At 66.6% G+C, this 26,328-nt stretch carries 24 protein-coding genes; 12 read left to right on the top strand and 12 right to left on the bottom strand.

Features of this window, described 5'->3' with window-relative positions:
- The first annotated feature begins 202 nt into the window (after positions 1 to 202).
- Genes ACW9UR_RS16425 through ACW9UR_RS16415 form a run of 3 tightly spaced genes read left to right on the top strand, consistent with a single transcriptional unit; the run spans position 203 to position 2,446 of the window.
- Entirely contained in the window at positions 203 to 916 is a 714-nt protein-coding gene (locus ACW9UR_RS16425; protein WP_458918135.1) for a FadR/GntR family transcriptional regulator, read from the top strand.
- A 46-nt stretch (positions 917 to 962) separates the two neighbouring features.
- Positions 963 to 1,262, top strand: coding sequence for a UxaA family hydrolase (locus ACW9UR_RS16420; RefSeq protein WP_458918134.1), 300 nt, complete (start codon positions 963 to 965; stop codon positions 1,260 to 1,262).
- The gene (locus ACW9UR_RS16415; RefSeq protein WP_458918133.1) at positions 1,262 to 2,446 is read left to right on the top strand and encodes a UxaA family hydrolase; all 1,185 of its coding nucleotides are present in this window, start codon (positions 1,262 to 1,264) and stop codon (positions 2,444 to 2,446) included. The genes ACW9UR_RS16420 and ACW9UR_RS16415 overlap by 1 nt, the downstream gene beginning before the upstream one ends.
- 8 nt (positions 2,447 to 2,454) lie before the next feature.
- Here the strand turns inward: ACW9UR_RS16415 and ACW9UR_RS16410 are convergent, their stop codons facing one another.
- The 8 genes from ACW9UR_RS16410 to ACW9UR_RS16375 form a co-directional block, all read right to left on the bottom strand.
- A complete protein-coding gene (locus ACW9UR_RS16410) occupies positions 2,455 to 3,897 on the bottom strand; it encodes a UdgX family uracil-DNA binding protein (RefSeq protein WP_458918132.1) in 1,443 nt (480 codons plus the stop codon).
- On the bottom strand, positions 3,897 to 5,132 hold the full coding sequence (locus tag ACW9UR_RS16405; protein WP_458918131.1) for a putative DNA modification/repair radical SAM protein: 1,236 nt from the start codon (positions 5,130 to 5,132) through the stop codon (positions 3,897 to 3,899). Before ACW9UR_RS16405 ends, ACW9UR_RS16410 begins: the two co-directional genes overlap by 1 nt.
- A 94-nt stretch (positions 5,133 to 5,226) precedes the next feature.
- Positions 5,227 to 6,480 carry a fumarylacetoacetase gene (gene fahA / locus ACW9UR_RS16400; RefSeq protein ID WP_458918130.1) on the bottom strand — a complete coding sequence of 418 codons (1,254 nt, stop codon included), beginning with the start codon at positions 6,478 to 6,480 and terminating at the stop codon, positions 5,227 to 5,229.
- A complete protein-coding gene (gene maiA / locus ACW9UR_RS16395; RefSeq protein WP_458918129.1) occupies positions 6,477 to 7,121 on the bottom strand; it encodes a maleylacetoacetate isomerase in 645 nt (214 codons plus the stop codon). Before maiA ends, fahA begins: the two co-directional genes overlap by 4 nt.
- Entirely contained in the window at positions 7,115 to 7,801 is a 687-nt protein-coding gene (locus tag ACW9UR_RS16390; protein ID WP_458918128.1) for a GntR family transcriptional regulator, read from the bottom strand. Before ACW9UR_RS16390 ends, maiA begins: the two co-directional genes overlap by 7 nt.
- Before the next feature lie 254 nt (positions 7,802 to 8,055).
- Entirely contained in the window at positions 8,056 to 8,712 is a 657-nt protein-coding gene (locus tag ACW9UR_RS16385) for a DsbA family oxidoreductase (RefSeq protein WP_458918127.1), read from the bottom strand.
- Between the two features lie 229 nt (positions 8,713 to 8,941).
- A complete protein-coding gene (locus ACW9UR_RS16380) occupies positions 8,942 to 9,655 on the bottom strand; it encodes a glutathione S-transferase family protein (protein WP_458918126.1) in 714 nt (237 codons plus the stop codon).
- Positions 9,642 to 10,250, bottom strand: coding sequence for an NAD(P)H-dependent oxidoreductase (locus ACW9UR_RS16375; RefSeq protein WP_458918125.1), 609 nt, complete (start codon positions 10,248 to 10,250; stop codon positions 9,642 to 9,644). Before ACW9UR_RS16375 ends, ACW9UR_RS16380 begins: the two co-directional genes overlap by 14 nt.
- Before the next feature lie 141 nt (positions 10,251 to 10,391).
- Between ACW9UR_RS16375 and ACW9UR_RS16370 the strand changes: the two genes are divergently transcribed.
- A complete protein-coding gene (locus tag ACW9UR_RS16370; RefSeq protein WP_458918124.1) occupies positions 10,392 to 10,766 on the top strand; it encodes a winged helix-turn-helix transcriptional regulator in 375 nt (124 codons plus the stop codon).
- 26 nt (positions 10,767 to 10,792) lie between these two features.
- On the opposite strand, the gene ACW9UR_RS16365 is transcribed toward ACW9UR_RS16370, so the two are convergent.
- From ACW9UR_RS16365 to ACW9UR_RS16350, 4 genes are all read right to left on the bottom strand, one after another.
- Positions 10,793 to 12,181, bottom strand: a complete 1,389-nt coding sequence (locus ACW9UR_RS16365; RefSeq protein WP_458918123.1) for an MATE family efflux transporter — start codon at positions 12,179 to 12,181, stop codon at positions 10,793 to 10,795.
- Positions 12,178 to 14,106: a cation:proton antiporter domain-containing protein gene (locus ACW9UR_RS16360; RefSeq protein WP_458918122.1), complete on the bottom strand. Its 1,929-nt coding sequence runs from the start codon at positions 14,104 to 14,106 to the stop codon at positions 12,178 to 12,180. Before ACW9UR_RS16360 ends, ACW9UR_RS16365 begins: the two co-directional genes overlap by 4 nt.
- Positions 14,107 to 14,109: 3 nt before the next feature.
- Positions 14,110 to 14,703 carry an NAD(P)H-dependent oxidoreductase gene (locus tag ACW9UR_RS16355; protein ID WP_458918121.1) on the bottom strand — a complete coding sequence of 198 codons (594 nt, stop codon included), beginning with the start codon at positions 14,701 to 14,703 and terminating at the stop codon, positions 14,110 to 14,112.
- A gap of 126 nt (positions 14,704 to 14,829) precedes the next feature.
- On the bottom strand, positions 14,830 to 16,008 hold the full coding sequence (locus tag ACW9UR_RS16350) for an MFS transporter (protein WP_458918120.1): 1,179 nt from the start codon (positions 16,006 to 16,008) through the stop codon (positions 14,830 to 14,832).
- Between the two features lie 85 nt (positions 16,009 to 16,093).
- On the opposite strand from ACW9UR_RS16350, the gene ACW9UR_RS16345 reads away from it, so the two are divergent.
- The 8 genes from ACW9UR_RS16345 (at position 16,094) to ACW9UR_RS16310 (ending at position 26,315) form a co-directional block, all read left to right on the top strand.
- Complete coding sequence (locus ACW9UR_RS16345) at positions 16,094 to 17,020, top strand: LysR family transcriptional regulator (protein ID WP_458918119.1); 927 nt, start codon at positions 16,094 to 16,096, stop codon at positions 17,018 to 17,020.
- A gap of 63 nt (positions 17,021 to 17,083) precedes the next feature.
- The gene (locus ACW9UR_RS16340; protein ID WP_458918118.1) at positions 17,084 to 18,343 is read left to right on the top strand and encodes a hydroxymethylglutaryl-CoA reductase; all 1,260 of its coding nucleotides are present in this window, start codon (positions 17,084 to 17,086) and stop codon (positions 18,341 to 18,343) included.
- Entirely contained in the window at positions 18,340 to 19,245 is a 906-nt protein-coding gene (locus ACW9UR_RS16335; protein ID WP_458918117.1) for a UbiA family prenyltransferase, read from the top strand. Before ACW9UR_RS16340 ends, ACW9UR_RS16335 begins: the two co-directional genes overlap by 4 nt.
- The gene (locus ACW9UR_RS16330) at positions 19,242 to 21,662 is read left to right on the top strand and encodes a PEP/pyruvate-binding domain-containing protein (protein ID WP_458918116.1); all 2,421 of its coding nucleotides are present in this window, start codon (positions 19,242 to 19,244) and stop codon (positions 21,660 to 21,662) included. The genes ACW9UR_RS16335 and ACW9UR_RS16330 overlap by 4 nt, the downstream gene beginning before the upstream one ends.
- A complete protein-coding gene (locus ACW9UR_RS16325; RefSeq protein WP_458918115.1) occupies positions 21,655 to 22,746 on the top strand; it encodes a DUF3419 family protein in 1,092 nt (363 codons plus the stop codon). Before ACW9UR_RS16330 ends, ACW9UR_RS16325 begins: the two co-directional genes overlap by 8 nt.
- Entirely contained in the window at positions 22,743 to 24,050 is a 1,308-nt protein-coding gene (locus ACW9UR_RS16320; RefSeq protein WP_458918114.1) for a hypothetical protein, read from the top strand. The genes ACW9UR_RS16325 and ACW9UR_RS16320 overlap by 4 nt, the downstream gene beginning before the upstream one ends.
- The gene (locus tag ACW9UR_RS16315) at positions 24,050 to 24,892 is read left to right on the top strand and encodes a hypothetical protein (protein WP_458918113.1); all 843 of its coding nucleotides are present in this window, start codon (positions 24,050 to 24,052) and stop codon (positions 24,890 to 24,892) included. The genes ACW9UR_RS16320 and ACW9UR_RS16315 overlap by 1 nt, the downstream gene beginning before the upstream one ends.
- Entirely contained in the window at positions 24,882 to 26,315 is a 1,434-nt protein-coding gene (locus tag ACW9UR_RS16310; protein WP_458918112.1) for an AMP-binding protein, read from the top strand. Before ACW9UR_RS16315 ends, ACW9UR_RS16310 begins: the two co-directional genes overlap by 11 nt.
- Positions 26,316 to 26,328: the final 13 nt, after the last annotated feature.

The following is a 26,328-nucleotide window of genomic DNA, read 5'->3' as shown; positions in this document are numbered from 1 at the left end:
ATAAAAGTGGCGTCTTCATGACTATAGGTGGTGGTTGATGGCCCTTTATACAATGATAGATTGCAAAGGTCCGGGTCTTGCCAGACCTGCACGGTGCATTCTGCCACGGTTCCCAAGCGGAGATGCGACCTCTGAGCCTGTAATACAGGTTGACACCTTGGCGATCCTGCGTCACTGCTGAGCAAATCGCGCGGAGGGGCCGGTGCTTCGTCAGATTCGCCTTTCGGACCAGGTGGTGCAGCATATCCAGGCTCTTATCGTCGAGCAGGAGCTGCACTCCGGCGACCGGCTTCCCAGCGAGTCGGAACTGGCCCGGACCCTCGGTGTCGGGCGGCCCACAGTCCGCGAGGCGATGAACCTGCTGGCTGGCGCCGGGCTGGTGCGGGTCTCGACGGGCAAGCCGCCTGTAGTCGGGGCCATCACCGGCGATGCGATCAGCCTGATCGTCACCCATGCGATGGCCGTAAAGCAGATCGCGCCGCCCGAGGTGCTGGAGTTTCGGCGGCTCCTCGAAACCAGCGCAATCACGCTTGTCTGCGAGCGGCGGACAATGGCGGACGTGGACGGGCTTTTTGCAATCGTAGAGGACATGCAGCACCGGGTCGGCCAGTTCGAGGAGTTTTCACGGGCCGACACCGCGTTCCACACGCTGCTGTCAGAGGCGACGGGAAACCCCGTTTCGGAGATCGTCGGCGCCGGGATTTCGCAGGTGGTGCTGTCCTCCAGCCGGAACGGGCTGCGGGCGGTGCGGTCCGCCGAAGAATGGGACATGGTCCCCCGGCTGCACCGGGACATCGCCGAGGCCGTGCGCGACCGGAACGTCGAGGCTGCGCGCGCGGCGATGACGGCTCACTTCGACGTTGCCGCGTCCCGGCTGAGACGTTTGACTGAAGAAGCCGAAGGGACAACCGAATGATGAACCAATCTTTCTGGGACGCAGTCTGACCATGCCGCAAGTCAGAATGGCAGCCCTTCTGCGGCTTCACGCAACCGACAACGTCCTGGTGGCGACCGGCCCCGTCGCGCCTGGCCCGGCCCCCGTCATGGAGGGCGGCAGCCTCGAGGTGCTGACGCAGGTCACGCTGGGTCACAAGCTCGCCGCGCGCGACATACGGGCGGGCGAGAAGATCGTGAAATACGGTGTGCCCATCGGCTCGGCGACGCGGGATATCGCGGCCGGGGCACATGTCCACGTCCACAACATGCAAAGCGACTACACGCCGACGCATGTGCTCGACGCCACCGCGGGAGGGGCAGGCTGATGCAGGGCTATCTTCGGCAGGACGGGCGGAAGGGCATCCGCAACTACGTGGCCGTCGCCTATCTGGTGGAATGTGCGCACCATGTCGCGCGCGAGATCGTGCAGCCGCACCGCGAGGACGGCGCGCAGGTCATCGGCTTTCCCGGATGCTTTCCGAACGAATATGCGCTGACCATGATGGAGCGGCTGTGCACGCATCCGAACGTGGGCGCCGTGCTGCTGGTCTCGCTGGGCTGCGAGAGCTTCAACCGCTTTCAGCTGGCCGAGACCATCGCCGCAAGTGGCCGCCCGGTCGAGACCATCGTGATCCAGCGCAGCGGCGGCACCCGCAGCTCGATCGAGGCCGGGCGCCACTGGGTCGCCGGGCAGATCGCCGCGCTGGCCGCGCAGGAAACCGTGCCAATGGCAGTGGACGAACTGATCGTCGGCACCGTCTGCGGTGGCTCGGACGGCACCTCAGGGATCACCGGCAACCCAGCCGTGGGCCTGGCCTATGACCGGTTGGTCGCCGATGGCGCGGCCTGCATATTCGAGGAAACGGGCGAGCTGATCGGCTGCGAGGCGATCATGGCCGCCCGCGCCCGCACGCCCGAACTCGCCACCGAGCTGACGCAGGCGGTCGAGAAGGCGGCGCGATACTATGCAACGCTCGGCTATGGCAGCTTCGCGGCCGGCAATGCCGAGGGGGGGCTGTCCACCATCGAGGAGAAGTCGATGGGCGCCTACGCCAAGTCCGGCTCGTCGGCGATCGACGGGCTGATCAAACCGGGGGACATCCCGCCGCGCGGAGGGCTCTACCTGATGGACGTCATCCCGGACGGCGAGGTACGCTTCGGCTTCCCGAACATCGCTGACAATGCCGAGATCGTCGAGATGATCGCCTCGGGCGCCCACCTGACGCTGTTCGTCACCGCCCGCGGATCGGTCGTGGGCTCGGCACTGGCGCCGGTAATCAAGATCTGCGCCAACCCCGAGACCTATGCGCGGCTCTCGGAGGATATGGACGTGAACGCGGGCCGGATCCTGTCCGGCACGCCACTGCGCGAGGTCGGGGACGAGATCTACGACCTGACGCTCGCGGTCGCGGGCGGCGCGAAAACCAAGTCCGAAGAGCTTGGCCACGCCGAGTTCATCCTGACCTACAAGTCGTTCGAGCCGATCGGCCCGGCCTGCCTGCCGGCCTGACCCGCCTGTCAGCGTACGGTGCACAGGAGCGCGGCGGCTTTCCCGAGGTCTTCGCGGAACCGGTCTTCTTCGATCTCGCGGGCTGCGGAGTCGGGCAGGCGCAGCAGGTAGGACGGATGGATGGTCAGCAGGACCGGCGTGCCGTCCGGAGTTGTTTCGATCTGTCCACGGCGGGCGGTGATGTTCTTGCTGTTGCCGGTCAACGCGCCTGCTGCCGTCGCACCCGTGGCGATGATCAGTTCGGGCTTCACCACCTGTTGTTCGAGGTTCAGCCACCAGCGGCAGCTCTGCACCTCGCCCGGGTCCGGGCGCTGGTGGATCCGGCGCTTGCCGCGTGGCTGGTATTTGAAGTGCTTCACCGCGTTCGTGACATAGCTGGCGGATCGGTCGAGCCCCGCTTCCGCGGCGATCCGGTCGAAAAGCTGGCCTGCCGGACCCACGAAGGGCCTGCCGGCAAGATCCTCCCGGTCGCCGGGCTGCTCGCCCACGATCATCAGCCGCGCGGTCGCAGGCCCTTCGCCGGGGACCGCCTGCGTGGCGGGGCCGTGCAGGGGACATCGGCGGCAATGATCAAGCGCCCGGGCCAGGTCGGGGAGCGTGCCGGGCACATCCTCAGCCGGGGCCTCGGGCCGTTCCGTTCGCGACAGGATCCGTTCCGCGCGGACCGGCGGCAGGCTGGGTGCCGCGGCGCGCATTTCGGCGGCGCGGGCCTCGGCGGTCGCGATCAACTCGGGGATGGCGGCGGCCTCGGGCATGTTCTTCCAGTACTTCTTCGGCATCTCGGCGGTCATCGCCTTCACCTTCAGCCGCGCCGGGTTGAAGATGTTCCGGAAATAGGTGGTCCACAGCTCCTCGGCGCCGTCTTCGGGCAGCGGGGGCTTATCCTGACCCGACTCGAAGCTCACCCCGCCATTCTGGAAGCGCGCCGTCACCGTCGGAGTCACGATCAGCCAGTCCATGTCGCCGAACCGGCGGGCGAAGAATTCGGCGTTCGGCTCGGTGATCCGGTGCTGCGGCTCGAACCAAGCGGCGAAGCTCCGTCGGGGGGCTGACGGATCGCCCACCTCGCGGAAGCGCAGGAAGGCACGCATCTTGTGCTTGTCGCGGCGGACGGATTTCTCCATCGCCCAGAGCTTCGTCAGCGCCGGATCGGCGCGGTCGGCCATCAGTCCGGGCCTGGCCCGCAGCCGCCAGAGGAGCGCGTAAAGCCGGGCAAAGCGCTCTGGGTCGGCGTGCCAACAGACGGTCTCGGCCAGCGACAGGAAACTTTTGGGGACCGTCAACTCGCCTGTCACCTTGGCGACATGGGCAGGCGCGGCGAATAGATCGGCAGGAGCCTCGCCCAGCGACCATGTGACCTCGTGCGGCGGAGTGCCGGCCAGCACCAGCGCCCGGGCATGATCGCGCCACGCCTGGGCGGTGCCGGTCTCGGGAAGGGCGACATGGGGCATCAGAATAGTGAAAGTTGCTCGGCCTTGGGCGCGAAGCGGGCGCGCAGGTCGGCCGAGTCGATCAGCGTGCCGGGGCTCCAGCCACGGGCGGTGATAAAGGGTTTCGCCTGTTTCATCCGCGCGCCCATCCGGGTCAGGTCCTCGTAGCCCAGCGTCCGGTGCCGCCGCGTTGCGAGAAGCCGGTTCACGGTCTTGGTGCCGAAGCCGGGCACGCGCAGCAGCGTCTCCCGGTCGGCACGGTTCACGTCGACCGGAAACAAGTGCCGGTTCGCCAGCGCCCAGGCCAGCTTGGGGTCGACAGCAAGATCGAGGTTCCCGTCGCGCGTGACCCCGGTGATCTCGTCCAGTTCGAACCCGTAGAACCGCAGCAGCCAGTCGGCCTGATAGAGCCGATGCTCCCGCTCCAACGGCGGACGGATCAGGGGCAGGGCGGCGGAGCTGTCGGGGATCGGCGAGAAAGCCGAGTAGTAGACCCGCTTCAGCCCGTAGCTACCGTAGAGATTGGTGGCCCGCCCCAGGATGGTGCGATCGTTCGCCCCATCGGCACCGACAATCATCTGCGTGGACTGACCTGCGGGCGCGAACTTTGCGCCGCGCCGGCCCTTCCAGGATTTTTCCTTGCGCTCGTCCTGCCCCAGCCGGACCTGCGCCATCGCCTTGCGGATCGTGCCGGGGTTCTTTTCGGGCGCGTAGGTCTGCACTGCGGCGTCGGTCGGCAGTTCGATATTGATCGAGATCCGATCGGCCAGCAGCGCCGCCTCGTCGATCAGCTCCTGCGCCGCGTCGGGGATGGTCTTTAGATGGATGTAACCGCGGAACCCGTGCTCGTGGCGCAGCTTGCGGGCGATCCGGACCATGTCGGACATGGTCTCGTCGGGTGAGCGGATGATGCCCGAGGACAGGAAAAGCCCCTCGATGTAGTTGCGGCGATAGAACTCCAGCGTCAGCGTCACCACCTCGTCGACCGAGAACCTTGCGCGGGGCACGTTCGAAGATACCCGGTTCACGCAATAGGCGCAGTCGTAGATGCAGAAGTTGGTCATCAGGATTTTGAGCAGGCTGATGCAGCGCCCGTCGGGCGCGTAGGCGTGGCAGATCCCCGAGCCCTCGGTCGATCCCAATCCCGAGCCGTCGCGCGAGTTGCGTTTCGCCGTCCCGCTGGACGCGCAGGAGGCGTCGTATTTCGCAGCGTCCGACAGAATCGCCAGTTTTTCCTTGAGAGTGCGCTGTGCCATATGTTCATGATATGTTCACAAGCGCTTCACTGCAATAATCCATGATATGCCTGCATGGATCATGCGCGATGTTTTGCGCTGCCCGGGTGCGGGTCTATTCGCGCGGCGGATACTTGGCGCTCGGCAGGACCCGCCCGGAGCATTCGCCGAAGCCCACGCGGAATGCGGCGTTTGACGCGGCGCCGCGCAGGGTGACGATGTCGCCGTCCTCGAGGAAGGTCCGGGTTTCGCCGGTGTCCAGTTCGACCGGTTCCGTCCCGCCCCAGGTGAGTTCCAGAAGGCACCCGCGCGAGGATTTCCCGGGGCCCGAGATCGTGCCCGAGCCCAGCAGGTCGCCCACACGCATCGGACAACCCGAGGTCGTGTGGTGCGCCAGCTGTTGCGCGGCGGAATAGTACATGTGCCGGTAATTGGTGCGGGCGACGATGGTCTCCTGGCCCGAAACGGGGGTGATGCAGACCTCTAGATCGATGTCGAAGAGCATCGGCGCGTCCTCGTGCAGATAGTCGAGCAGGGGGAGCTCGCGGTCCGGCGTCGGCGTGCGGAACGGCTCCAGCGCGGCGGAGGTCACGATCCATGGGCCGATCGTGGTCGCGGTCGCCTTGGACTGGAACGGGCCCAGCGGGGCATATTCCCACGCTTGGATGTCCCGGGCAGACCAGTCGTTCAGAAGGACGTAGCCGAAGATATTGTCATAGGCGGTGGCGGTGTCGATCATGCCGCTCGACGGCTGACCGACCACCGCGCCAAGCTCGAGTTCATAGTCGAAGCGTTCGCAGGGGCCGAACCTCGGGCGCTCGTCCGTCGGGGCTTTCAGCTGGCCCAGCGGCCGCCGCACGTCGGCCCCTGAGACCACGACTGAGGATGCCCGGCCGTTGTAGCCGATGGGGATGTGCAGCCAGTTCGGCGGCAGCGCGTTATTGGCGCCCCGGACGATGGTGCCGACGTTCGTCGCATGATGCCGCGAGGCGTAGAAATCCGTGTACTCGGACAGCTTGAACGGCATCAGCAGCCGGACGCCCTCCATCGGGAGCAGGTGGGGCGATAGCGCGTCCTGATCCGGGGCGTCTTTCGCCAGGGCGCTCTGCAGCCACGCCCGCAGGCGGGTCCAGTCCGCGCGGCCCCGCGCCATGAACGCGGACCAGTCGCCCTGCAGAAGCGCACCGCCGAAGTCGATCGTGCCCGCTTCCTCGAGCCCGTGCAGGTCGAGGATCCGGTCGCCGATCGCGGTGCAGCAGCGGCCGGACGCGCCCTCTTGCGCGAAGACCCCGCAGGGCAGGTTGTTCAGCGGGAAATCCGAGGTCGCAGCGTTTGCGCTTTCGATCCAGGACGGCAGCAGTCCGGTCATGTCTTGGTCTCCTGAGGGGCGTCGGGTTGCACTTCGGGCCGGGCGGCGTCGAAAGCGGGCAGGGCAAGGCAAAGCGACTCGATCCCGGTCAACCGCTCGAAGCGCGACAGGTCGAGCGCCCAGCGGCGCGCGTTGTAGAGCTGCGGCACCAGGCAGAGGTCCGCAAGGGTGGGGCTGTCGCCGAAGCAGAACCCGCCGATTTCGGGGAGTTGCGCCTGGAACGAGGTCAGGCCGCGGTCCATCCAGTGATGCATCCAGTCCCGCCGGGCAATCTCGTCATGTCCCATCTCGTGAAGCCGTCCGAGCACCGCCAGGTTGTTGAGCGGATGCACGTCGCAGGCGATGGTCTGCGCGGCCGCCCGGACATGCGCGGCGCTCAGCGGGTCCGGCGGCAGCAGCGGCGGTTCGGGGTGCCGCGCCTCCAGCCATTCGATGATCGCCAGCGATTGCGTCAGGGGGCCGTGCTCGGTCAGCAGGGTGGGCACCAAGCCCGAGGGGTTCAGTGCCGCATACGCCGCCCCGGTCTGTTCGCCGGTGCGAAGGTCGACGCTGCGCGTGTCATGAGCCAGCCCTTTGAGGTTCAGCGCGATGCGCACCCGGTAGGCGGCAGAGGACCGCCAGTAGCCGTACAGTGTCAGCAAGGCCCGCCACCCCCATCCTCGCCGCCATCCTCGCCCCCGTCCTCGGCTGCGGTCCGGGCGTAGATCGCGCGGGCGGCATAGAGATGCGCGCTCATGACCGCGTCGGCCCAGTCGGGGTCCCCGGTCCTGAACGCGTCGATCAGTTCCCGGTGATGGTTCTGGCTGCGCTCCAGCTCGTGGCGGGTCCAGCGGGCGAAGGTCGGGCTGGTGATCCGGTGCCGCGCGACCTGCTTGACGGCGGTGGCCACCGCGCTGTTTGCCGACTGGGTGAGGATGCGCCAGTGGAAGTGTTCATTCTGCTGGCGATAGAGCCTGCGATCCGGTTCCGAGGCCCGCGCGGCCCGGTCCATCTCGCGCGTGAAGCCGGCCAGATCGTCGAGAAACTCCGCCGTGACGTTCTGCGCCGCCAGCCGCGCCGCGAGGGGTTCGAGCCGCGCCCGGACGGCGAAGATCTCGACCACGGTCATCGGGTTGACGGCGGCCAGATAGACCCGCCGGTTCGTCCGGCGCTCGACCACACCTTCCGCGATCAGCTGCTGCAGCGCATCCCTGACCGGGGTACGGCTGATGTTCAACCGCTCGGCCAGCGTCTCCTCTGGCATCGGATCGCCGGCGACGAAATCACCCGAAAGAATCAGGCTGCGGATCCCGTCATAGGCGTCCTGCTTGGCAAGGCTCATTCGGTTTCCGTTCTTTGACATTGCGCGGGTAGGGCGCCGGCAAGGCGAGAATGCCCCACGGCGCGACCGCTGCCCCAGCCCTAGTCGTGCAAATTTGTATACAAATTTCCTTGAGTCAACAGGCAAGCCTCTCGTGACCCGCATTCATAGCCTGTAACTCAAAGGTTTTCTGGCTGTACCGTAACTAAGATGGCGAGCAGGACAGGCTTTATGTACATGAATAGCACAATACTCCAGCCCGCCAGGAACGCCTTTCAGGCGTCCTGCAGCTCGCTGAGTTGCGTCAGGATGCTGGCGTAGTTCGCCTCGCCCTGCGCCCCGGTGACGAGGTGCCGGCGTTCGAAGACCATGGCGGGGACACCGCGGATCCCCTGTTGTAGCCAGAACTGCTGCTTCTCGCGCACGCCCTCGGACCGCTCGCCGCTTTGCAGCACGGCAAGCGCTGCGGCGGGGTCCAGACCGATGGCGCCCGCTACATCCGCCAGAACCGCAGGGTCCGAGACGTTCTCGCGCCGGGTGAAATAGGCTGAGAGCACCGCCATCTTGGCCTGATGGCCCTTGCCCTGGTCATCGGCCCAGTCGATCAACTGGTGCGCGCGGAACGTGTTCCACATCCGCATGTCATCCGCGAAAGCGAAGGTGAACCCGAGGTCGGCCCCCATCGTGGTCAGCCGCTCGCGCGCCTTGATCGACTCCTCCGGGGTCGTGCCATACTTCGCGGCAAGGTGCTCGCGCAGGTTCTCGCCCTCTTCGGCCATGTCCGGGTTCAACTCGAAAGGGTGCCAGTGCACGTCCAAGGCGATGCCGGTCTCGCGCGCGGCCTTGGCCAGCTGGTGATAGCCGATTGCGCACCAGGGACACACCACGTCCGAGACGATATCCACGCGGGTCGGCAATTGCTGGGCGGTCATGTTCTCTATCCTTGTGACTTGCCGCGTTCGCGGCAGCGGCGTCGTCGGTCTCTCTCGGGCCGTGGGCATGGCTCGGGCGATTTTGGCGCGGACCGGGTCGTTGGCGGCGTATCCAACCGTTCGAACCAACCTTGGAGGTTGCTAAGCCCAGATAGGTCGCCGCTTACCCGATGCCAAGGCCGCGCCGCGGGCTTGGTAGCGGATCCGCGGCTGCGATATCCGCATCGGGTCAGGCCCTCACGTCCGAGGCGAAGCGGGCCGCATTCTCTGTCAGGAACTCGGTCTCGTCCGCCTGTCCCCAGAATGCCGGCTGCGCCTTGGGAATGGTCAATGCCCTCTGCACCGCGGGGCGGGCGTCGATCAGATCGAACCAGGCCTGCAGGTTGGGCAGACCGTCGACCGAGACCTTTGCCCAGGCAAAAGCACGCGCCCAGGGGTAGGTCGCCATGTCGGCGATGGTGTAGTCATCGGCAGCAATCCACTCGCGGCCTTCGAGCCGGGTGTCGAGCACCTCGAGCAGGCGGCGCGACTCGTCGACGTAGCGCTTGATCGAGAAGGGCTCTTCGTGGCCGTTGGGTACAGCGATGCGCTGGAAGTACATTGCCTGGCCCATCATCGGGCCGATGTGACCTACCTGAAAGAACAGCCACTGCAGGACTTCCGACTGCGCTACCGGGTCTTCGGGCAGGAACTTGCTGTACTTCCGGGCGAGGTGCCAGAGGATCGCACCGGATTCGAAGATCGCGCGGTCCTCGGCCCGGTCCACGATCGTCGGGATCTTGCCGTTCGGATTGAGCTTCAGATACTCCGGGGCCTTCTGCTCCTGCTTCGAGAAGTCGATGAATGTCAGGTCGTAGGGCACGCCCGCTTCCTCGAGGAAGATGACCGGCTTGTAGCCGTTCATCGTCGCGGCGGTATAGAGATGGATATCAGGCTGCGACATCATCCGCCTCCGCGAAAACCGTTTCCAGATGCATATCGAAAAGGGCCAGATCGGCCTCGACCTCGGGGTTCTTCATGACGTCGAAGGCGCCGAAGCTGGGCAGCGGCTTCATCCCGAAGAACTTGGCGTTGAGGTGCATCGGCCGCAACAGGTCGTCCATGGACATGCCTTCGAAGAAGGGCTCGGCGGCGTTGTCGAATGCCTCGCGCGGAGCGTTGAACGTGGCCGAGAGCATGTAGCTGGTGCCGGCCAGTGAACCACCCATGCCGTAGTTCGCCTTGGGCGCCTCGGCGGTGCGGCCGTCGCCTGTGCAGAGGCGGCCATCCATCCCGGCGGTGTAGACCTCGTCCATGTACTTCTTGAACGACCAGGGCACGCCCATCCAGTTGACCGGGAACTGCATGATCACCGTGTCGGCCCATTGGTGGCTGGCGATCTCGGCCTCGACATCGTAGCCCTCGGCGACAGTGGTCACGCGAACCTCGTTGCCCCGTGCTTCGAGCCAGGCGCGGGCGCGCTTGGTCAGCGTCGCGTTCAGCGTGCCCTTGGCGAAAGGATAGGGCTGTGCGCCGTTGAGTATCAGGATCTTGCTCATGTGATGGTCCTCGTAGGTCCTTGGGTAGGGCACTTGACTTGCGTGCCGTCGAGGAGGAAATTGCGCGCCAGAACACAAAAAACAACCAGTATACTTTTGGTAACCTGCGATTGAAGGGGGCCGGAAGAGGAGGAACGTGGGATGAAAGCGCGCGTCGAGGAAGACCGAAAAGGCCGGCGGCAAGTATATGACGCCTGCATGGAGCCCTGTGCGATCGAGCGCGGGATGCGGATCATCGGCGGCAAGTGGACCGGGTCGATCCTTTGGCATCTGAAGGACGGGCCGGTGAGGTTCAACGACCTCGCGCGAATGGTCGGCGGGGCGAGCAAGAAGATGATCACCGAGCGGTTGCGCCAACTCGAAGCGCAGGGGCTCGTGCGGCGCGAAGTACTGGATACACAACCGGTCTCGGTTCACTACGAGATCACCGATTTCGGGCGCACCGCCCTTGGCTTCCTGGACGAGCTGCGCCAGTGGAGCGAGGGACTGCCGGAGGAGTTTTCTACAGCGACCTGAGGGTCTTGCGAGGAGGGCCGCCGTCCCTATTTGTTACGGCCCGCGAGGCTCTGCCAGCGGCTGTGGGGGACGAACGGGTCGGCCTCAGCGCGGTCCATCCGGTCCATGACGCGGCGTGCGAGGAGGATGGCGACTCCGGCGAAGGCCACGCCGCCCAGGGCCTGTCCGACCAGCGCTCCGGGCGCCCCGTACCAGGCGGCGCCCAGCACCACCAGTGGCCAGGTGCCCAGTGTGTGCCGGCCCCAATTCACCGCAGTCGAATAGAGCGGCCGTCCGAGGTTGTTGAAGCTCGCGTTGGCCACGAAGATCACTCCGTTGAAGAAGGACATCAGCGCCAGCGGTCCGCAGAAGAGCAGGATCAGTGAGAGGGTCTCTCCCTCGGCGTTGAACAGCGCCGCGATGGGTTGCCGCAGGATGAACAGGACCGCCGAGGCGATCAGCACGTAGATGCCGGTGAACAGGACTGCGTCGCGGAAGGCCGCGCGCACCCGGTCGGCCCGGCCCGCCCCGGCGTTCTGGCCGATGATCGGCCCGATGGCGCCCGAAAGCGCGAAGATCACCGCGAAGGCGAGAGGCATCAGGCGGCCGATGACCGCCATGCCGGCGACAGCCTCGGTGCCGAACCGGGCGACCTCGCGGGTGACGATGGCGTTGCCAATGGGGGTTGCGATATTCGCCGCGATGGCGGGCAGGCCGATGGCCAGTGCTGCGCGAGCGTGACCGAGCACCCGCGCGAGGTCCGGCATGGCGAAGGCGTCGTGCTTGCGGATCGCAGGACCGACGGCCGCCGCCAGCATCGCGAAACGTCCGAACACCGTGGCGATGGCCGCGCCGTCGAGCCCCAGCCCCAGCGCGAAGATGAAAATCGGGTCGAGGATCGCGTTCACCGTACCTCCGGCGAGCGTCGCCATCATCGACCAGCGCGCATCGCCATGGGCGCGCAATACCGCCATGCCGGTCATGGCGAGCGCGACCACCGGCATCGTCGGCAGGATGATCGTGAGGTAGCGCTGCGCCAGCCGCAGGACCTCTCCGTCGGCGCCCAGAAGCCCGAGGATCTGGGGCAGGGCGGGCAGCATCAGCAGAGGCAGTACGATGCCCGTCACGAGGCCCAGCATGGCGACGGTCGTGGCCGCGTCCCGTGCTTCGTCCCCAGCCCCCCGGCCGATGGCGCGTGCGGTCAGGGACCCGGCTGCGATCGACAGGCCGATATTGATCGAGTTGGTGAAGAACAGGACCGAGCCGGCATAGCCAATGGCCGCGGCCAGCGCCTCGTTGCCGATCATCGAAATGAAAACCATGTCCACGAAGTCGACAGCGAACATCGCCATCAGGCCGATGCTGGCCGTGAAGCTCATGACCGAGACATGGCGCATCAGGCTGCCGTCGAGGAAGACGGCTCTGGTATCGGTCATTGTCTGTCCTGGCTTTGCGCGGCGGCTTCCTGGTCCTGCGGACTGGGTGGATGCCATCCGCGTTCGGAGCGCTGGTGGAACGCCGACTTGCCGCGGCTGCGCATCTGTTCGGCCTGTTCCTGCTGGATTTCCTTGAGCCGTTCCCGGTATGGCGCGTTCTCGTGAACGGGGATGTCCGGATCGTAGAGATTGGCCACCTCGCGCAGCGTGCGGCGGTCTTCGGCAATGAAGGCCCGGGCGGCGCGCTCGGCGTCGAACGGATGGAAACCGAGCGCTTCGTAGGCGGATCGGCCGGCCCGTACCGCGCTGTCGAACGTGTCGCGGATGACATCCCGGCAGCCAGCGGCCCAAAGCTCGTAGACGTGGCCGCGATCCAGCGCGCGGGCGGTGATGTGGACATGGGGGTAGTGCGTCGCGACATGCCGCACCAGTTCCAGCGCCTGCTGGCGATCATCAATGGCCACCACCAGCAGCGAAGCGTGTTCGATCCCGGCGGCATGCAGCAGGTCGGGCCGTGTCGCATCGCCGTAGAAGGCGCGCACGCCAAACGCTCGCAGGACGTCGAGATGCTTGGAGGAATGGTCGAGCACCGTCGTCTCGTAGCCGGCGCTGAGCAGCATCCGGTTGATGACCCCGCCAAAGCGGCCATGCCCGGCGATGATGATTTTACTGGGTGCGGTGATCTCGTCCGCCACCAGCGGCTCGGCGGATTGGTAGCGCGGCAGCACCAGCCGGTCGTAGAGGATAAACAGCAGCGGCGTCAGCATCATCGACAGGGTCACGATCAGCGTCAGCCGAGGCGCAATATCGGGCGGCAGCACCGCGTTGGCGGTCGCGAACGAGATCAGCACGAAGCCGAACTCCCCGGCCTGCGCGAGGCCCATGCCGAAAAGCCAGCCCTGCTCGTCCCGGACGTTGAAGATCCGGGCGAGCGCCAGCAGGACGCCGGCCTTCACAGCGATGACGCCAAGCGTCAGTCCAACGATCAATAGGGTCTCGTTCGCCAGCAGGCCGAAATCGATACTGGCGCCCACGGTCATGAAAAACAGGCCCAGCAGCAGGCCCCGAAACGGGTCGATGTCGCTTTCCAGCTCGTGTCGGTACTCGCTGTTGGCCAACACCACCCCGGCCAGGAAGGTGCCGAGGGCAGGGGACAGGCCGACCAGCGTCATCAGAAGCGCGATGCCAATGACGAAGCCAAGCGCGGCGGCGATGAAGATCTCGCGCAGGTTGGCATGGGCGATGAAGCGGAAGGTGGGTCGGGTGAGGTACATGCCGCCCGCGATCACCACGCCGATGGCGGCGAGTGTGACAAGCGCGGTCTGCCACCCCGCGAGCCCTTCGACCAGCGACAGCGAGATGCCGTGTTCCTCGCCGCCATGCGCCGCCTCCGCGCCGTGACTTGCGATGCCCGGAAGGGCGAGCAGCGGCATGAAGGCCAGCATCGGGATGACCGCGATGTCCTGGAACAATAGCACCGAGAAGCTCGCTTGCCCGCCATCACTTTTCATCAGGCCCTTCTCGTTCAGGGTCTGAAGCACGATGGCCGTCGAAGACAGCGCGAAGATCAGGCCAATCGCCAGCGCCGTCTGCCAGACCTGCCCGAAGGCGAGAGCGACCGCCGCGATCAGGGCTGCGGTGAGGCTGACCTGCAGCCCGCCGAGGCCCAGCAATCGCGCCCGCATCTGCCAGAGCAGCTTCGGCTCCAATTCAAGCCCGACGAGGAACAGCATCATCACCACGCCGAATTCGGCGAAGTGTTGGATCGAAATCACGTCGACATGGAGCAGGCCGAGGATTGGGCTCAGCACGATTCCCGCGATCAGGTAGCCGAGCACTGAACCGAGCCCGAGCCGCGAGGCGATTGGCACCGACACGACGCCCGCGACGATGAACAGGAAAGCAAGCAGCAGGAAATCCGTCATCGGTCAGACCTCGGTCAGCGGGAGCGTGTCATGGGTCAGGGTCTCGGCCTCGGCCATGCGGTCCAGGTCGATCCGGTCGTCCCGCAGAGCCTCGAGCAGGCGCACGAACCCGTCGGCGTGGGGTCCCGGATCGGCGCGCAGGGCGCCGTGCTGGACGTAAGGCGCAAGGAACCGCATCTGGCAAAGCCGCGCGGTCTGCTCGAACGGCGTCAGGAAGGTCCTGAGCGGAAAATGCTGATATCCCTCGGGGCGATAGGCCTCCTGCGGGCCGCCTGCCGAGATTGCCAGCATCATCGACTTGCCGCGCAGCCTGTCGCCTCCTTCGCCATAGGCGAAACCGTGTTCGAGGACGAGGTCGATCCATTCCTTGACCAGGGCAGGCGAGGAGTACCAGAACAGCGGAAATTGAAGCAGCAGCACGTCATGGTCCAGCAGACGAGCCTGCTCGGCCTCGATGTCGATGTCGTAGCGCGGGGACGCCGCGTAGAGATCGACGCTGGTGATCCCTTCCACACGCTGTGCGGCCCGCCACTGGGCCATATTGATCCGTGACGACTTCTGGCCCGGATGGGCGAAGATATGCAGCACCTGGGCCATGGGGTCTCCTGCGGGGTAGGGCAGGAAAGTGATGCCTCGAGCGCGTTCTGGCAACCTTTGGGCCTGCCAGCACACGATTTCGCGATCCAGCGGTCGGGGCGCGGCTGGGTGCCGCGCCCCACAGCTTCATTCTGCGGGAACCGGCTCTCCGCCGCGATCAAGGCGCCCTGATAGGCGGGTGAGCCCGATACCTCCGGCGACGATGACCGCTCCGACGAAGGGCGTCGCGGCGAGGCCCGCGCTCTCGACGACGAGGCCTCCCGCCCAGGCGCCGAGCGCGATGCCGAGGTTGAACGCGCCGATGTTCAGGCCCGAGGCGACGTCCACCGCGCCGGGGCTGACCTCGCGCGCGACTTGCACCACGTAGGATTGAAGCGGCGGCACGTTGGCGAAGGCGAAGCCGCCCCAGAGCGCAACGACGGCAACCGCCGCAACCGGATGGCTAAGCGCCAGGCCAAGCGCCGCCAGCAGGAACGCGAGACCCCCAAAGATCATCGTCAGGGCGGGAACTGGTCCAACGCGGTCGGCTAAGCGACCGCCGAGGATGTTGCCCGCCGCGACAGACACGCCGTAGAGCAGGATCACGAAACTCACCGCGCCACTCGACAAGCCGGTGACGTCGGTCAGCATCGGCGCGAGAAAGGTGAAGGCGACGAAGTTGCCGCCATACCCTACTGCCGTGATCAGGTAGATCAGCAGCAACCGTGGCGAGGTCAACACTTGCGCCTGCGCCCGCAGGCTGGGCGGCGTCGATTGCGCGAGGTTCGACGGGACCAGTACAGCGCTTGCAAAAAGGCCGATCAAACCAAGGCCCACGACCCCGAGAAAGGTCGACTGCCAGCCGAAGGTCTGGCCGATCCAGGTCCCCAGCGGCACGCCCGTGACCAGCGCGACGGTCAGGCCCATGAAAACCATTGCGATGGCAGAGCTTTCCTTGTCCCGGCTCACCAGCCCGGTCGCGATGGTCGAGGCGATGGCGAAAAAGACGCCATGCGCGAGGCCAGTGATGAAGCGCGCGACGATCAGGCTGCCGTAGCCCGGTGCGAACGCGGCGAAGGCGTTGCCGGCAATGAACAGGGTGAGCAGCGCCAGCAGCAGAGCCTTGCGCGGCATCCGTCCGGTCAACGCGGTCAGGACCGGCGCACCGATGGTGACGCCAAGGGCATAGAGGCTGACCAGCAGCCCCGCCGAGGGCAGCGAGACGCCGAGGCTCTCGGCAATGGTGGGGATCAGGCCGACGATGACGAACTCGGTCGTTCCGACGGCAAAGGCGCTGATCGTCAGCGCCCAAAGGGCAAGTGGCATTTCGATACTCCGCGATGAATTTGGCTCGACCGCGGATGTGGCGGGGTTTAGCCTTTGCGTGAATGGTCAGTCTTGGAAAGGGCCTTTGCGTTTGGCGCACGAATTGCCACAGGCCGCGGATCTTGCGGTGTTCACTGCGGTGGTCGAGGACGGCGGCTTTGCCGAAGCGGCGCGGCGTCTGGGCACTGCCCCGTCGACGCTGAGCCGGACCGTCACCCGCCTGGAGGGGCAGCTCGGCGTGACGCTTCTGCGCCGCTCGACCCGCGCGATCGAGGTTACGCCGGAAGGGCAGGCAGTGCTGCGAGCGGCGCGCGATATCCTCGACCGGACCGAGGCGCTGCGCGACATCGCCGCGGCAGGGCGTGCGCCTCGCGGGCCGCTGCGGGTGAACGCGCCGGTGTCTTATGTGCTGCACGCCATCGCGCCTCGGCTGGAGGCGTTCCACCGCCGCTACCCCGAGATCGAGATCACGCTCGACATGACGGACCAGGTGGTCGACCTGATCGATGTCCACGCCGATGTCGCGATCCGCTTCGGGCGTCTGCCGGACAGCGACCTTCTGCACCGCAGGCTCGGACAGGCGGATTGGCGGCTGGTCGCGTCTCCGGCCTATCTGGATCGGGTCGGCAGGCCCGCGGCGCCCGAGGACCTGGCCGGACTTGAACAGGTTCGCTTCACGTCGCCGGATCACATCAACCGGCTGCGGATCCACGGCATGGAGGCCGAGGTGTCGCCGCGCGTCTCGGCCTGGGCGAGCAATGGCGAGGCTGTCCGGCAACTGGTGCTGAACGGTATGGGCATCGCGCGGTTCTCGGATTTCATGATCGACCGGGACATCGCCGAAGGGCGCGTGGTCGAGCTGTTTCCGGGGCGGTTGGCCGCGCCGCCGCTCGACGTCACCGCGCTCTACCTGACACGCGCATCCGGCCTGCGGCGGCTGGCGGTGTTCCTCGAGTGGCTGGAGCAGGACCACTCCGAGGCGAGCGCCGAGACGGGACGCTTTTCTACTTGAACCCGAGAGAGTAGGGTGGCTCGGCCCGCGGGGGGCGGTTTTTCAGCAAGGATTCCAATCGGTTTGATCGTTCCTTTTCACATCACCGAGATGCTCGACCGGGTGCGCCGGAAATTCGAGAACCCCGAACGCGCGCCCACGCTCAGCGCGCGCGACGCCCCTGCCACGTCCCTGCGGCCAAGCAGGCGCGCCACGGCGGCCAGCATCGCCGGCTACATGCGGCGGCTGGGTCTTGGCGAAGCGGCGCGCGGGGCGCTGGCGGATCCCGCGACGTTGGAAACTGCTCGGCTCTACTCGGCCAATATCGAGAACATGGTCGGGACAGTGAAACTGCCGGTCGGCGTGATCGGGCCGCTCAGGGTCAACGGTGTGAATGCCGACGGCGACTACCCGGTACCGCTTGCCACGACCGAGGCGGCACTGGTCGCGTCCTACGGGCGGGGCGCGGCGGCAACGAACCGGGCAGGAGGGATCAGCACGGCGGTGCTCTACGAGGGCGTGATCCGCACCCCGGCCTTCGTGGTCGGAAACCTGCTGGATGCCGGACGGCTGGTCGACTGGGTGGTGCGCGAGCAGGACGCCCTGCGCCGCGCGGCCGAGGCGACGACGCGGCACGGCAAGCTGGTCTCCCTCGAGCCGGTCATCGAGACCGATATCGTCTTCCTGCGGTGCCGCTACACGACGGGCGACGCGGCGGGGCAGAACATGGTGACTTTTGCAACGGATGCGCTTTGTCGGCACCTGGTCGCAACCTGCCCGGTGCCGATCCGGCGCTGGTATGTCGAGGGGAACTTCTCGGGCGACAAGAAGGCCTCGGGCCTCGGCGCGCTGACAGGACGCGGGCGCAAGGTCAGCGCCTCGGTCGTGCTTCCACCCGAGGTAGTCGCCGAAGTGCTGCGCAGCGGCGTGGAAGACATGCTGGCCTATGGCCGTGTGGCGAACCTGGGCGCGCTGCTGACGGGGCAGCTCGGCGCGCAGGCGCATTATGCCAACGCACTGGCAGCGCTTTACATCGCGACGGGGCAGGACGCGGCCTGCGTCGCGGAAAGCGCTGTCGGCGTCACCCGGATGGAGCGGCACGTGGACGGTCTGTTTGCCTCGGTCACGTTGCCGAACCTGCTGGTCGGCACGGTCGGCGGCGGCACCGGCTTGCCGTCGCAATCCGCCTGCCTTGAGCTAATGGGCCTGCGCGGTTCCGGCCATGCCGATGCGCTGGCCGAGGTCGCCGCTGCCTTGTGCCTCTGCGGAGAGCTGTCCATCGTCGCGGCAATGGCGGCGGGTCATTTCGCAGGGGCGCACGAACGGCTGGCGAGACACAGATGAACCCGGCGCAGCGCTTGTGGGTTTATCAGGCGGAGCGGTTTCCGCTGCCCCGTACCGTGCCGCTTCTGGCTGTGTTCTCGGCGGCGAGCATCAACGTCTCGGCTCTGCTGGCAGGGCGCGAGACACCGGGTCTCGGGGCCTACATGGCAGGGCTTGCGCTGGCGCTGATCCTGTTTTTCCAAATGCGCGCGGCCGACGAGTGGAAAGACCGAGAGATCGACGCCCGCTATCGCCCGAAACGGCCGGTGCCGCGTGGGCTGGTGAGCTTGCGACTGGTGCTCGGCATCGCCGTCGCGCTGATCCCCGTGGGTGCCCTGATAGCCTGGGCCGTCACGCCGGGCCTGCTTTGGCTGCTGGCGGTTGCCTGGCTCTGGCTGGCGCTGATGACCGCAGAGTTCGGCGCGGCCGACTGGCTGCGGGCGCGCATGGTGCTCTATCTCGTCAGCCACATGGCGATCATGCCGCTGATCGACCTGCTTCTGACCGGAATCGAGTGGGTCGTGGGCGGCGGCCCCGTTCCGGCGCTCTGGCTGTTCCTGGCCCTGTCCTTCGTCAACGGCTGCGTGCTCGAGATCGGCCGCAAGACCTGGGCACCCGAGGACGAACGTGAGGGCGTCGAAAGCTATTCGAGCCTCTGGGGTCCGCGGCAGGCGGTGGCGGTCTGGATGGGCTGCGTCGCGGTGGCGGCGGGTCTGCTGGCGCTGCTCGGCATGGCTCTGGGTGTTGGGCTGCTGGCGCTGGTGGCGGTCGTCGGATTCGGGTTGTGCGTCATCCTCGGCCTTCGGTTCCGCGCGATGCCCACGGGCCGGGCGAGGCTGCTCGATGCCGCCTCGGGTCTCTGGGTGCTGGGGTGCTACGCTGCCGCAGGTTTCCTGCCACTGCTCTCGGGCGGGGGCGCATGACTGCATTCCTGTTTCCCGAGCAGGCTCTGGACCCGGCTGAGGTCGGCGGCAAGGCGGCGGCGCTGGCGCGGCTGACCGCCGAAGGCTTCGACGTGCCGCCTTTCCTGGTCCTGAGTGATGCCGCGTTCGCGGCGGATGGCCTGACAGTGGATCTGCCGCTGGCGCGTCTCGGCCCCGGCCCCTATGCCGTGCGATCTTCGGCGCGGGGCGAGGACGGGGCCGAGGACAGCCACGCAGGGCAGTTCGACACGCTGCTGAACGTCGACGCACAAGGCATCGCCAAGGCGGCGCTGGCCGTGCGCGCCTCGGGCGATGCGGACCGGATCGCGGAATACCGGCGCCTACGCGGATTGTCTGGCGAAGGCCTTCCCGCTGTCATCGTGCAATGCATGGTCCCGGCGCGCACGGCGGGCGTCGCGTTCTCGGCGGACCCGGTGTCTGGCGTGCGCGGCCGGGCGGTGATCTCAGCGACTCGCGGCCTGGGCGATGCGCTGGTTTCGGGAGAGGTCGACGGCGAGGGCTGGACGCTCGATGCAGAAGGGACGCTGCTTGACGGCCCCGCCATCCCCGCCGTGCTGACTTTGGCCGAAGCTCAGCAAGTCGCCGCCCTTGCCCGCAGTGCCGAAACGCTGTTCGGCATCCCGCAGGACATCGAATGGGCGTTCGAGGGCGACCGACTCCTTATCCTGCAAGCCCGCCCGATCACCACGCCCCTGCGTCCGGAACCGGCACCGGACACCGCCCTCGTCGTGCTAGACAATTCCAACATCATCGAAAGCTATCCAGGCCATGTCAGTCCGCTGACCTACTCTTTCGCAGCCTATTGCTACGACCGGGTCTACCGCTCGTTCGTGCGCCTTCTAGGCATGCCGCAGGCCGAGGTTGCACGGAACGCCGCCGTCTTCGCCAATCTGCTGGCGCGGGTAGATGGCCGGGTCTACTACAACCTCGGCAACTGGTATCGCGCGCTGGCCCTGCTACCCGGTTTTCGCGTGAACCGGGGATTCATGGAAACCATGATGGGGGTGGACGAGCCGTTACCGACCGAATTGACGGACGCCATCGCGCCGCAACCCTCGACCGGCCTTGCGCGGCTTGCGGATATGGCGCGGCTGACGCGGGTGGGCCTTGGCCTCATCGCTCAGGCCTTGCTCCTGCCGCGCACGAAACGGCGGTTCATGGCGCGGCTCGACGGGGCAATCAAGAGCGCGGCTGACACGGAAACGGCCAACCTGACCCGGCTGGCCCGAGACTACCGTACCATCGAGGCGGAACTGCTGGACCGTTGGGATGCGCCGCTGGTCAACGATTTCCTGTGCATGATCGGCTTCGGGCTCTCGCGGAAGATGCTCGAGAAATGGGCCGGGCCGCGCGGACTGGAGTTCCACAACGACGTGATGATCGGGCAGGGCGATATCGTCTCGGCTGAGCCTGTGCAGCGGATCGCACGGATGGCTTCGCTGGCGCGCGAAGCGGGGGCGGTGGACGCGCTGGCCAAGGGGCGCGAGGCGATCGCGGACTTCCCGGCGCTGGCGACAGAGGTCGACGCCTATCTCGCCGCCTTCGGGGACCGCTGCACCGAGGAGCTGAAGTTGGAAAGCACGCCGCTTTCCGACGATCCCACCCCTCTGCTGGCGGCGATCCGCGCGGGAGCGTCGCGGGACATGGCACCGCGCGCCACACGCGAGCCCCCCGACTGGACGGCGCTGATCCCGGACCGTCCCGTGCGTCGTGCCGTGGCTCGAGCCGTTACCGGCTGGGCCCGCGCCCGCGTCCGGGATCGCGAGAACCTGCGTTTCGAGCGCACAAGGATATTCGGGCAGGCTCGCCGCGTGTTTCGCGCGATGGGGCGGGAACTTCACGCACTCGGCGTTCTGGACGATCCCCGCGACATCTTCGAACTAACTGTGCAGGAGGTTCTGGGCGCGATCGAGGGCGCGGCGGTCACCTCCGATCTTCGGGCGCTGGCAGCGCTGCGCAAAGCGGAGACCGAAGTTCAGCGAGCCTTGCCCGATCCCCCACGGCGCATTCTGCTGCGGGGTGCGGCGCGCGTTGGACGCAGGGCTGCTGCGGCGACCTCTGTAACACAGGGTGGCGATACCCGCACTGGCACAGGCTGCTCGGCCGGAGTGATCCGCGCCCGTGCCCGTGTGATCCGCGACCCACTGACCGAACGGCTCGAGGCGGGCGAGATCCTCGTCGCCGCCAACACGGACCCGGGCTGGATTGCGGTCTTTGCAAATGCCTCGGGCATCGTGGTCGAGCGGGGTTCGCTGCTGTCGCACTCGGCCATCGTCGCACGCGAACTGGGAATACCCTGCGTCGTGGGTATCTCGGATGCCACTTGCTGGATAGAAGGCGGCGAGGTGATCGAGGTGGACGGCGGCTCGGGCTTGGTGAGGAAAGTCGATGACTGACTCACCGGTCGCTGCCCGTGCGCGCTTCGACAAGGTGCGCTATGCCCAGGCGTGGGAGGATGCCGACGTACTGACGGCTGCGCTTGGCCATGTGGCGGGGCAACGGTTGGTGTCGGTCTGTGCCTCGGGCGACAACGCGCTGGCGCTACTGTTGCTGGATCCGGCCGAGGTACACGCCGCCGACTTGTCGTCTGCGCAACTTGAATGCCTGAACCTGCGCATGGCGGCGCTCGAAACGCTCGAACACCCTGAATTTCTGGAACTGATGGGCGCACGGCCCTCGGATCGACGCGGCGCGCTTTTGGACCAGACCTTGGAGGCCGCCGCCCCTGAAACCCGCGCCTTCTGGACCGCGCTGAAGCCACAGGTCGTGGCACATGGCGCGGGCGGTGCCGGCAAATTCGAAAGCTATTTCCGCCTCTTTGCCCGCTACCTTCTGCCGCTGGTCCATTCCCGCGCTACCCGCAGGGCGGTGTTCGAGCCGCGAGAGCCGCAGGACCGCGCCCAGTTCTTTGAAACCCGCTTCGACACCTGGCGCTGGCGGTTGCTGGTGCGGCTCTTCTTCTCGCGCTTCACCATGGCGCGGCTGGGCCGCGATGCGGCGTTCTTCGAGCATGTCGAGGGGTCGGCAGCCGATCATGTCTTCCGCCGTCTGAGGCACGCGGGGGTGGATACGGACCCGTCGCAGAATCCCTATCTGCACTGGATCTTCACCGGCACCCACGGGCAAGCCCTGCCACTGACCTGGCGGCCCGAGCCCTGGGAGGTGCTGCGCGCCCGCCGCGACCGGATCGTGCCGCATCTCTCGGGGATCGAGGCGTTGGATTTGCGCGATGTCGCCGGCTTCTACCTGTCGGATGTCTTCGAGTACATGTCCCCCGAGGAGGCGACATGCGCCTACGCGAACCTGCTGGATATGGCCCGGCCCGGTGCGCGGCTGGTGTACTGGAATATGATGGCCCCGCGCCGCCGTCCGGAGTCTCTTGCGTATCGGGTCAAGACGCTCACCGCTCTCGAAGATGAGCTGAAGTCGCGGGACATGGCCTTCTTCTACTCCGATCTCGTGATCGAGGCGGTGCGATGAGCGTGGTCTATGGGGTCCTGCCCGTCCTCGGTTTGATCGCGTTCATGTTGGCGGCGCTGCTCGGCCTGAACCGCATCGCCAGGGCGGGGGACTGGGCGCTGGAACTGCGCCGCAAGATCGTCCATGTGGCGACCGGAGCGCTGGCCATCTCGCTGCCCTGGGTGCTGGCGCAAAGCTGGCAGGTCTGGCTGATGCTGGGGTTTACAACCGTTGCTTTGGTACTGATGCGGACGGGTGCGCTTGGCGGGCTGGGGCAAGCTGTGCACGGTGTCGAACGGCAGTCCTGGGGTGATTACCTTCTGGTGCTTGGCGTTGCGCTGACCTTCGCGCTGCACGACGGCCGGGCGGTGCTCTACGTGCTGCCCCTAGCGGTGCTGACCGTTGCTGATGCGGCTGCGGCGCTTGCGGGACTGCGCTATGGGCGAACGTTCTACAGCGCCGGGTTGAGCCGCAAGAGCCTCGAGGGAAGTACGATCTTCTTCCTGTTGACGCTGATCCTGTCGATGGTCTGTCTTCTGCTGCTCACCGATGTGCCCAGGGCGAACGTGATCGCGATCTCGGGCGCGATCGCCGGCTTCGCCACCCTGGTCGAGGCCGATAGCTGGCAGGGATTCGACAACCTTTTCGTGCCAATGGGCGTGCTGATCTTCCTCACGGCGACGCTGGATGCGACGGTTGCAGGCGCGGTGGTGCGGGTCGGGATCGTTTCGCTGGCGTCCGGACTGGCGTTTCTCCTGGTTCGGGGTGCGGGCCTGTCGGCACAGGTCGCGCGGGTCTATGCGCTGGCGGCTTTCATGTTGCTGTCGGTGGCCGAACTGCACGACGTGCTGATCCCGGCAATCTATCTGAGCGTTCAGATCGCGATCGACCGGGATGCGCCGGGCCGGGACGACCGGGTTCTGCGCGCGGTCGCCGCGCTGGCGTTGGTGAGCTTCGGTTTCCTGGCCGCCGGCCCGTTGATCGGTGCGGGCGTGGTCGATTTCTACCTGCTTGGCGTCTCGTGCATGATCGCGGCGACAGTCGCGGTCTCAGCCGCAGGGTTGCGATCTGTCGGTAGGGTCGCCGCGGCTTCGGCCGGGTTCGCGGCGATGCTTCTGCTCTGGCAGTTTGTCGTGGGTTTCGACGCCGGTCCCCGCCTGTGGCATGGCCCGCTGACGGTTCCGGGTGCAATTGCGCTTGCATTGGCCGCAGGCATCCCGCTTGCCGCGCCCCGCCCGTTTCGAAAGCATACAGTGGCAACTGTCGCGGGGCTTGGCGCGGGTCTGGCCCTGGCGCTGTTGCTCTGGACCTGGGGAGGTACCTGATGTCCGACACCCGGAAGATCGACGGCGGGCAAGCGACTATCTATTACGAAGCTCCGGCGTGGGAGGGGCAGCGCACGGCTGCTGTCGGTCGGTTCCGCTGCGAGACGGCAAAGGCAGGGGCGACCCTGTTGCGGCAGATCGCTGACGAGCTGCGCGGCGAAGGCTATGCCCGGCTGCTCGGCCCGATGGACGGAAACACCTGGTACGCGTACCGGCTGGTTTCGGAAAGCGATGGCTCGCCGGCGTTTCTCATGGAGCCTACCTCGGGACCCAACGACCGCGAAGCGTTCGCAGCAGCGGGGTTCGAGGTCGCGGGCCGCTATTTCTCGGCCCGCGTACCCGTCAAGGCGGCTTTGGCAGACGCACGCACACCAGACCCAGCTATCAGGATCGAGCCTTGGGACGGGGCCGACCCCAAGAAGTATTTTGCCGAGGTCCATGCACTGTCGCTCAACGCCTTCCGCGAGAACGCATTCTACACGCCCATCGACCGCGAAACCTTTCTGGGCATGTATATGCCCTTCGTTCCTATGCTCCGCACGGAACTTATCTTCCTGGCGCGTGATCCCGGAGGGAGCCTTGTCGGCTTTCTTTTCGGCCTCCCGAACTACGCCGAAGGACCGAAGCCGCGGACCGCCATCCTCAAGACCTATGCAAGCATGCGATCCGGGGCAGGGCGGCTACTGGCACACGCGTTCCACAGCTCGGCGCGGGATCTTGGTTTCGAGACTGCTATCCACGCGCTGATCCGGGACGACAACGCCTCGGCCACACGCAGCCGGATGCTCGGAGCCGAGATCTTCCGGCGCTACGAATTGATGGGGGCCAGGCTTGACTGCTGACCTCGCATTTCTGTTCTCCGAGGTTGCCGAGCGCGAGGGCGACCGAACCGCGCTGATTGCACCCGAGGGCCGGATCGGCTTTGAGGAACTCGACCGCCGCGCTGCCGCATTTGCGGCCACCTGCGCCCGCAGGGGGCTGGGCAGAGGCGACCGGGTGCTTTTGGCGATGCCCCTCGGGATAGACCTGTTCGTGGCCCTCGCCGGGGCCTGGCGGTGCGGTGTGACGGTGGTCTTTCCCGAGCCCGCGATGGGTCTACGCGGTGTTCTCCACGCGGTCCGCGCGACCCGGCCCAGGGCGTTGATCGCCAGCGGGGCCTACCGCTGGCTGAAAATGCTGGTGCCGCGCCTTTGGTTCCGGCCCTTGCTGTCGCCGTCAAAGCGCGACATCGGTACCGCACCGCCGGTCAGGGTGGACCCGGACGATCTCGCCCTGATCTCGTTCACCTCGGGGTCCACCGGTGCGCCCAAAGCGATCCCGCGCAGCCACGGATTCCTGATAGCGCAGCATGCCGCGGTCGCGCCGCTGCTGGCGTCACCGGAGGACGAGCGGGACCTTGTCGCGTTCCCTGTCTTCACCCTTGTCAACCTTGCGGCGGGGCGCTGCTCGGTACTGCCCAACTGGAAGATGAACGCCGTTGAAAGGGTTGCCCCGCAACAGCTGGCCGATTGGCTCTCCCGCACCGAATGTACCCGGGCTTTGCTGCCGCCCGCGCTCTGCGAGGTACTGGCGCGGGCAGAGGCGCCGCCAAGGCTCCACACAGTATTCACGGGCGGCGGGCCCGTTAAACCCAGTCTCGTGGCGGGGCTTAAAGGACAAATGCCTGGGCTGCGCGCGGTCTCGGTCTATGGTTCCACGGAAGCGGAGCCGATCGCCGAGTTGGACTGGGCCGACGTGGACGCGTCAGACCTGCGGGCAATTGAGCAGGGACAGGGGCTTCTGGCGGGGGCGTTGGTTGACGGGCTCCGGCTGCGGATCGTCGACGATGAGATCCAGGTCGCGGGCCCGCACGTGAACGCGGGCTACCTGCATCCGTCGATGGACACGAGCACGAAGATCCGTGACGGCGAAGTCACGTGGCACAGAACAGGGGATGCGGGTCGGTTGGATGATTTGCAGCGCCTGTGGCTGCTTGGACGTCATGCCGCGATCGCCGAGGGTCCCGAGGGGAAGCTCTATCCATTCGCTGTTGAACTGGCCGCCGAGTCCTGGCCCGGCGTCCGCCGAGCGGCGCTTACGACAGCCGATGGAGAACCTGTTCTGGCGGTGGAGGGCGACCGCGGACAGATCGTTGCATGGCAGACCAGGGCGAAAGCTCTCGGGATCGGCCGGGTCCAGCACCATGACGCCTTGCCCCTAGATCGGCGTCACCGGTCCAAGTTGGACTACGTAGCGCTCGAGCGCGAGGTAGTACGGCGGCGGTAGCCAACCGGACTAC

The organism is Halovulum sp. GXIMD14794 (assembly GCF_054457455.1).
This window is presented reverse-complemented; position numbering and strand designations above follow the sequence as displayed.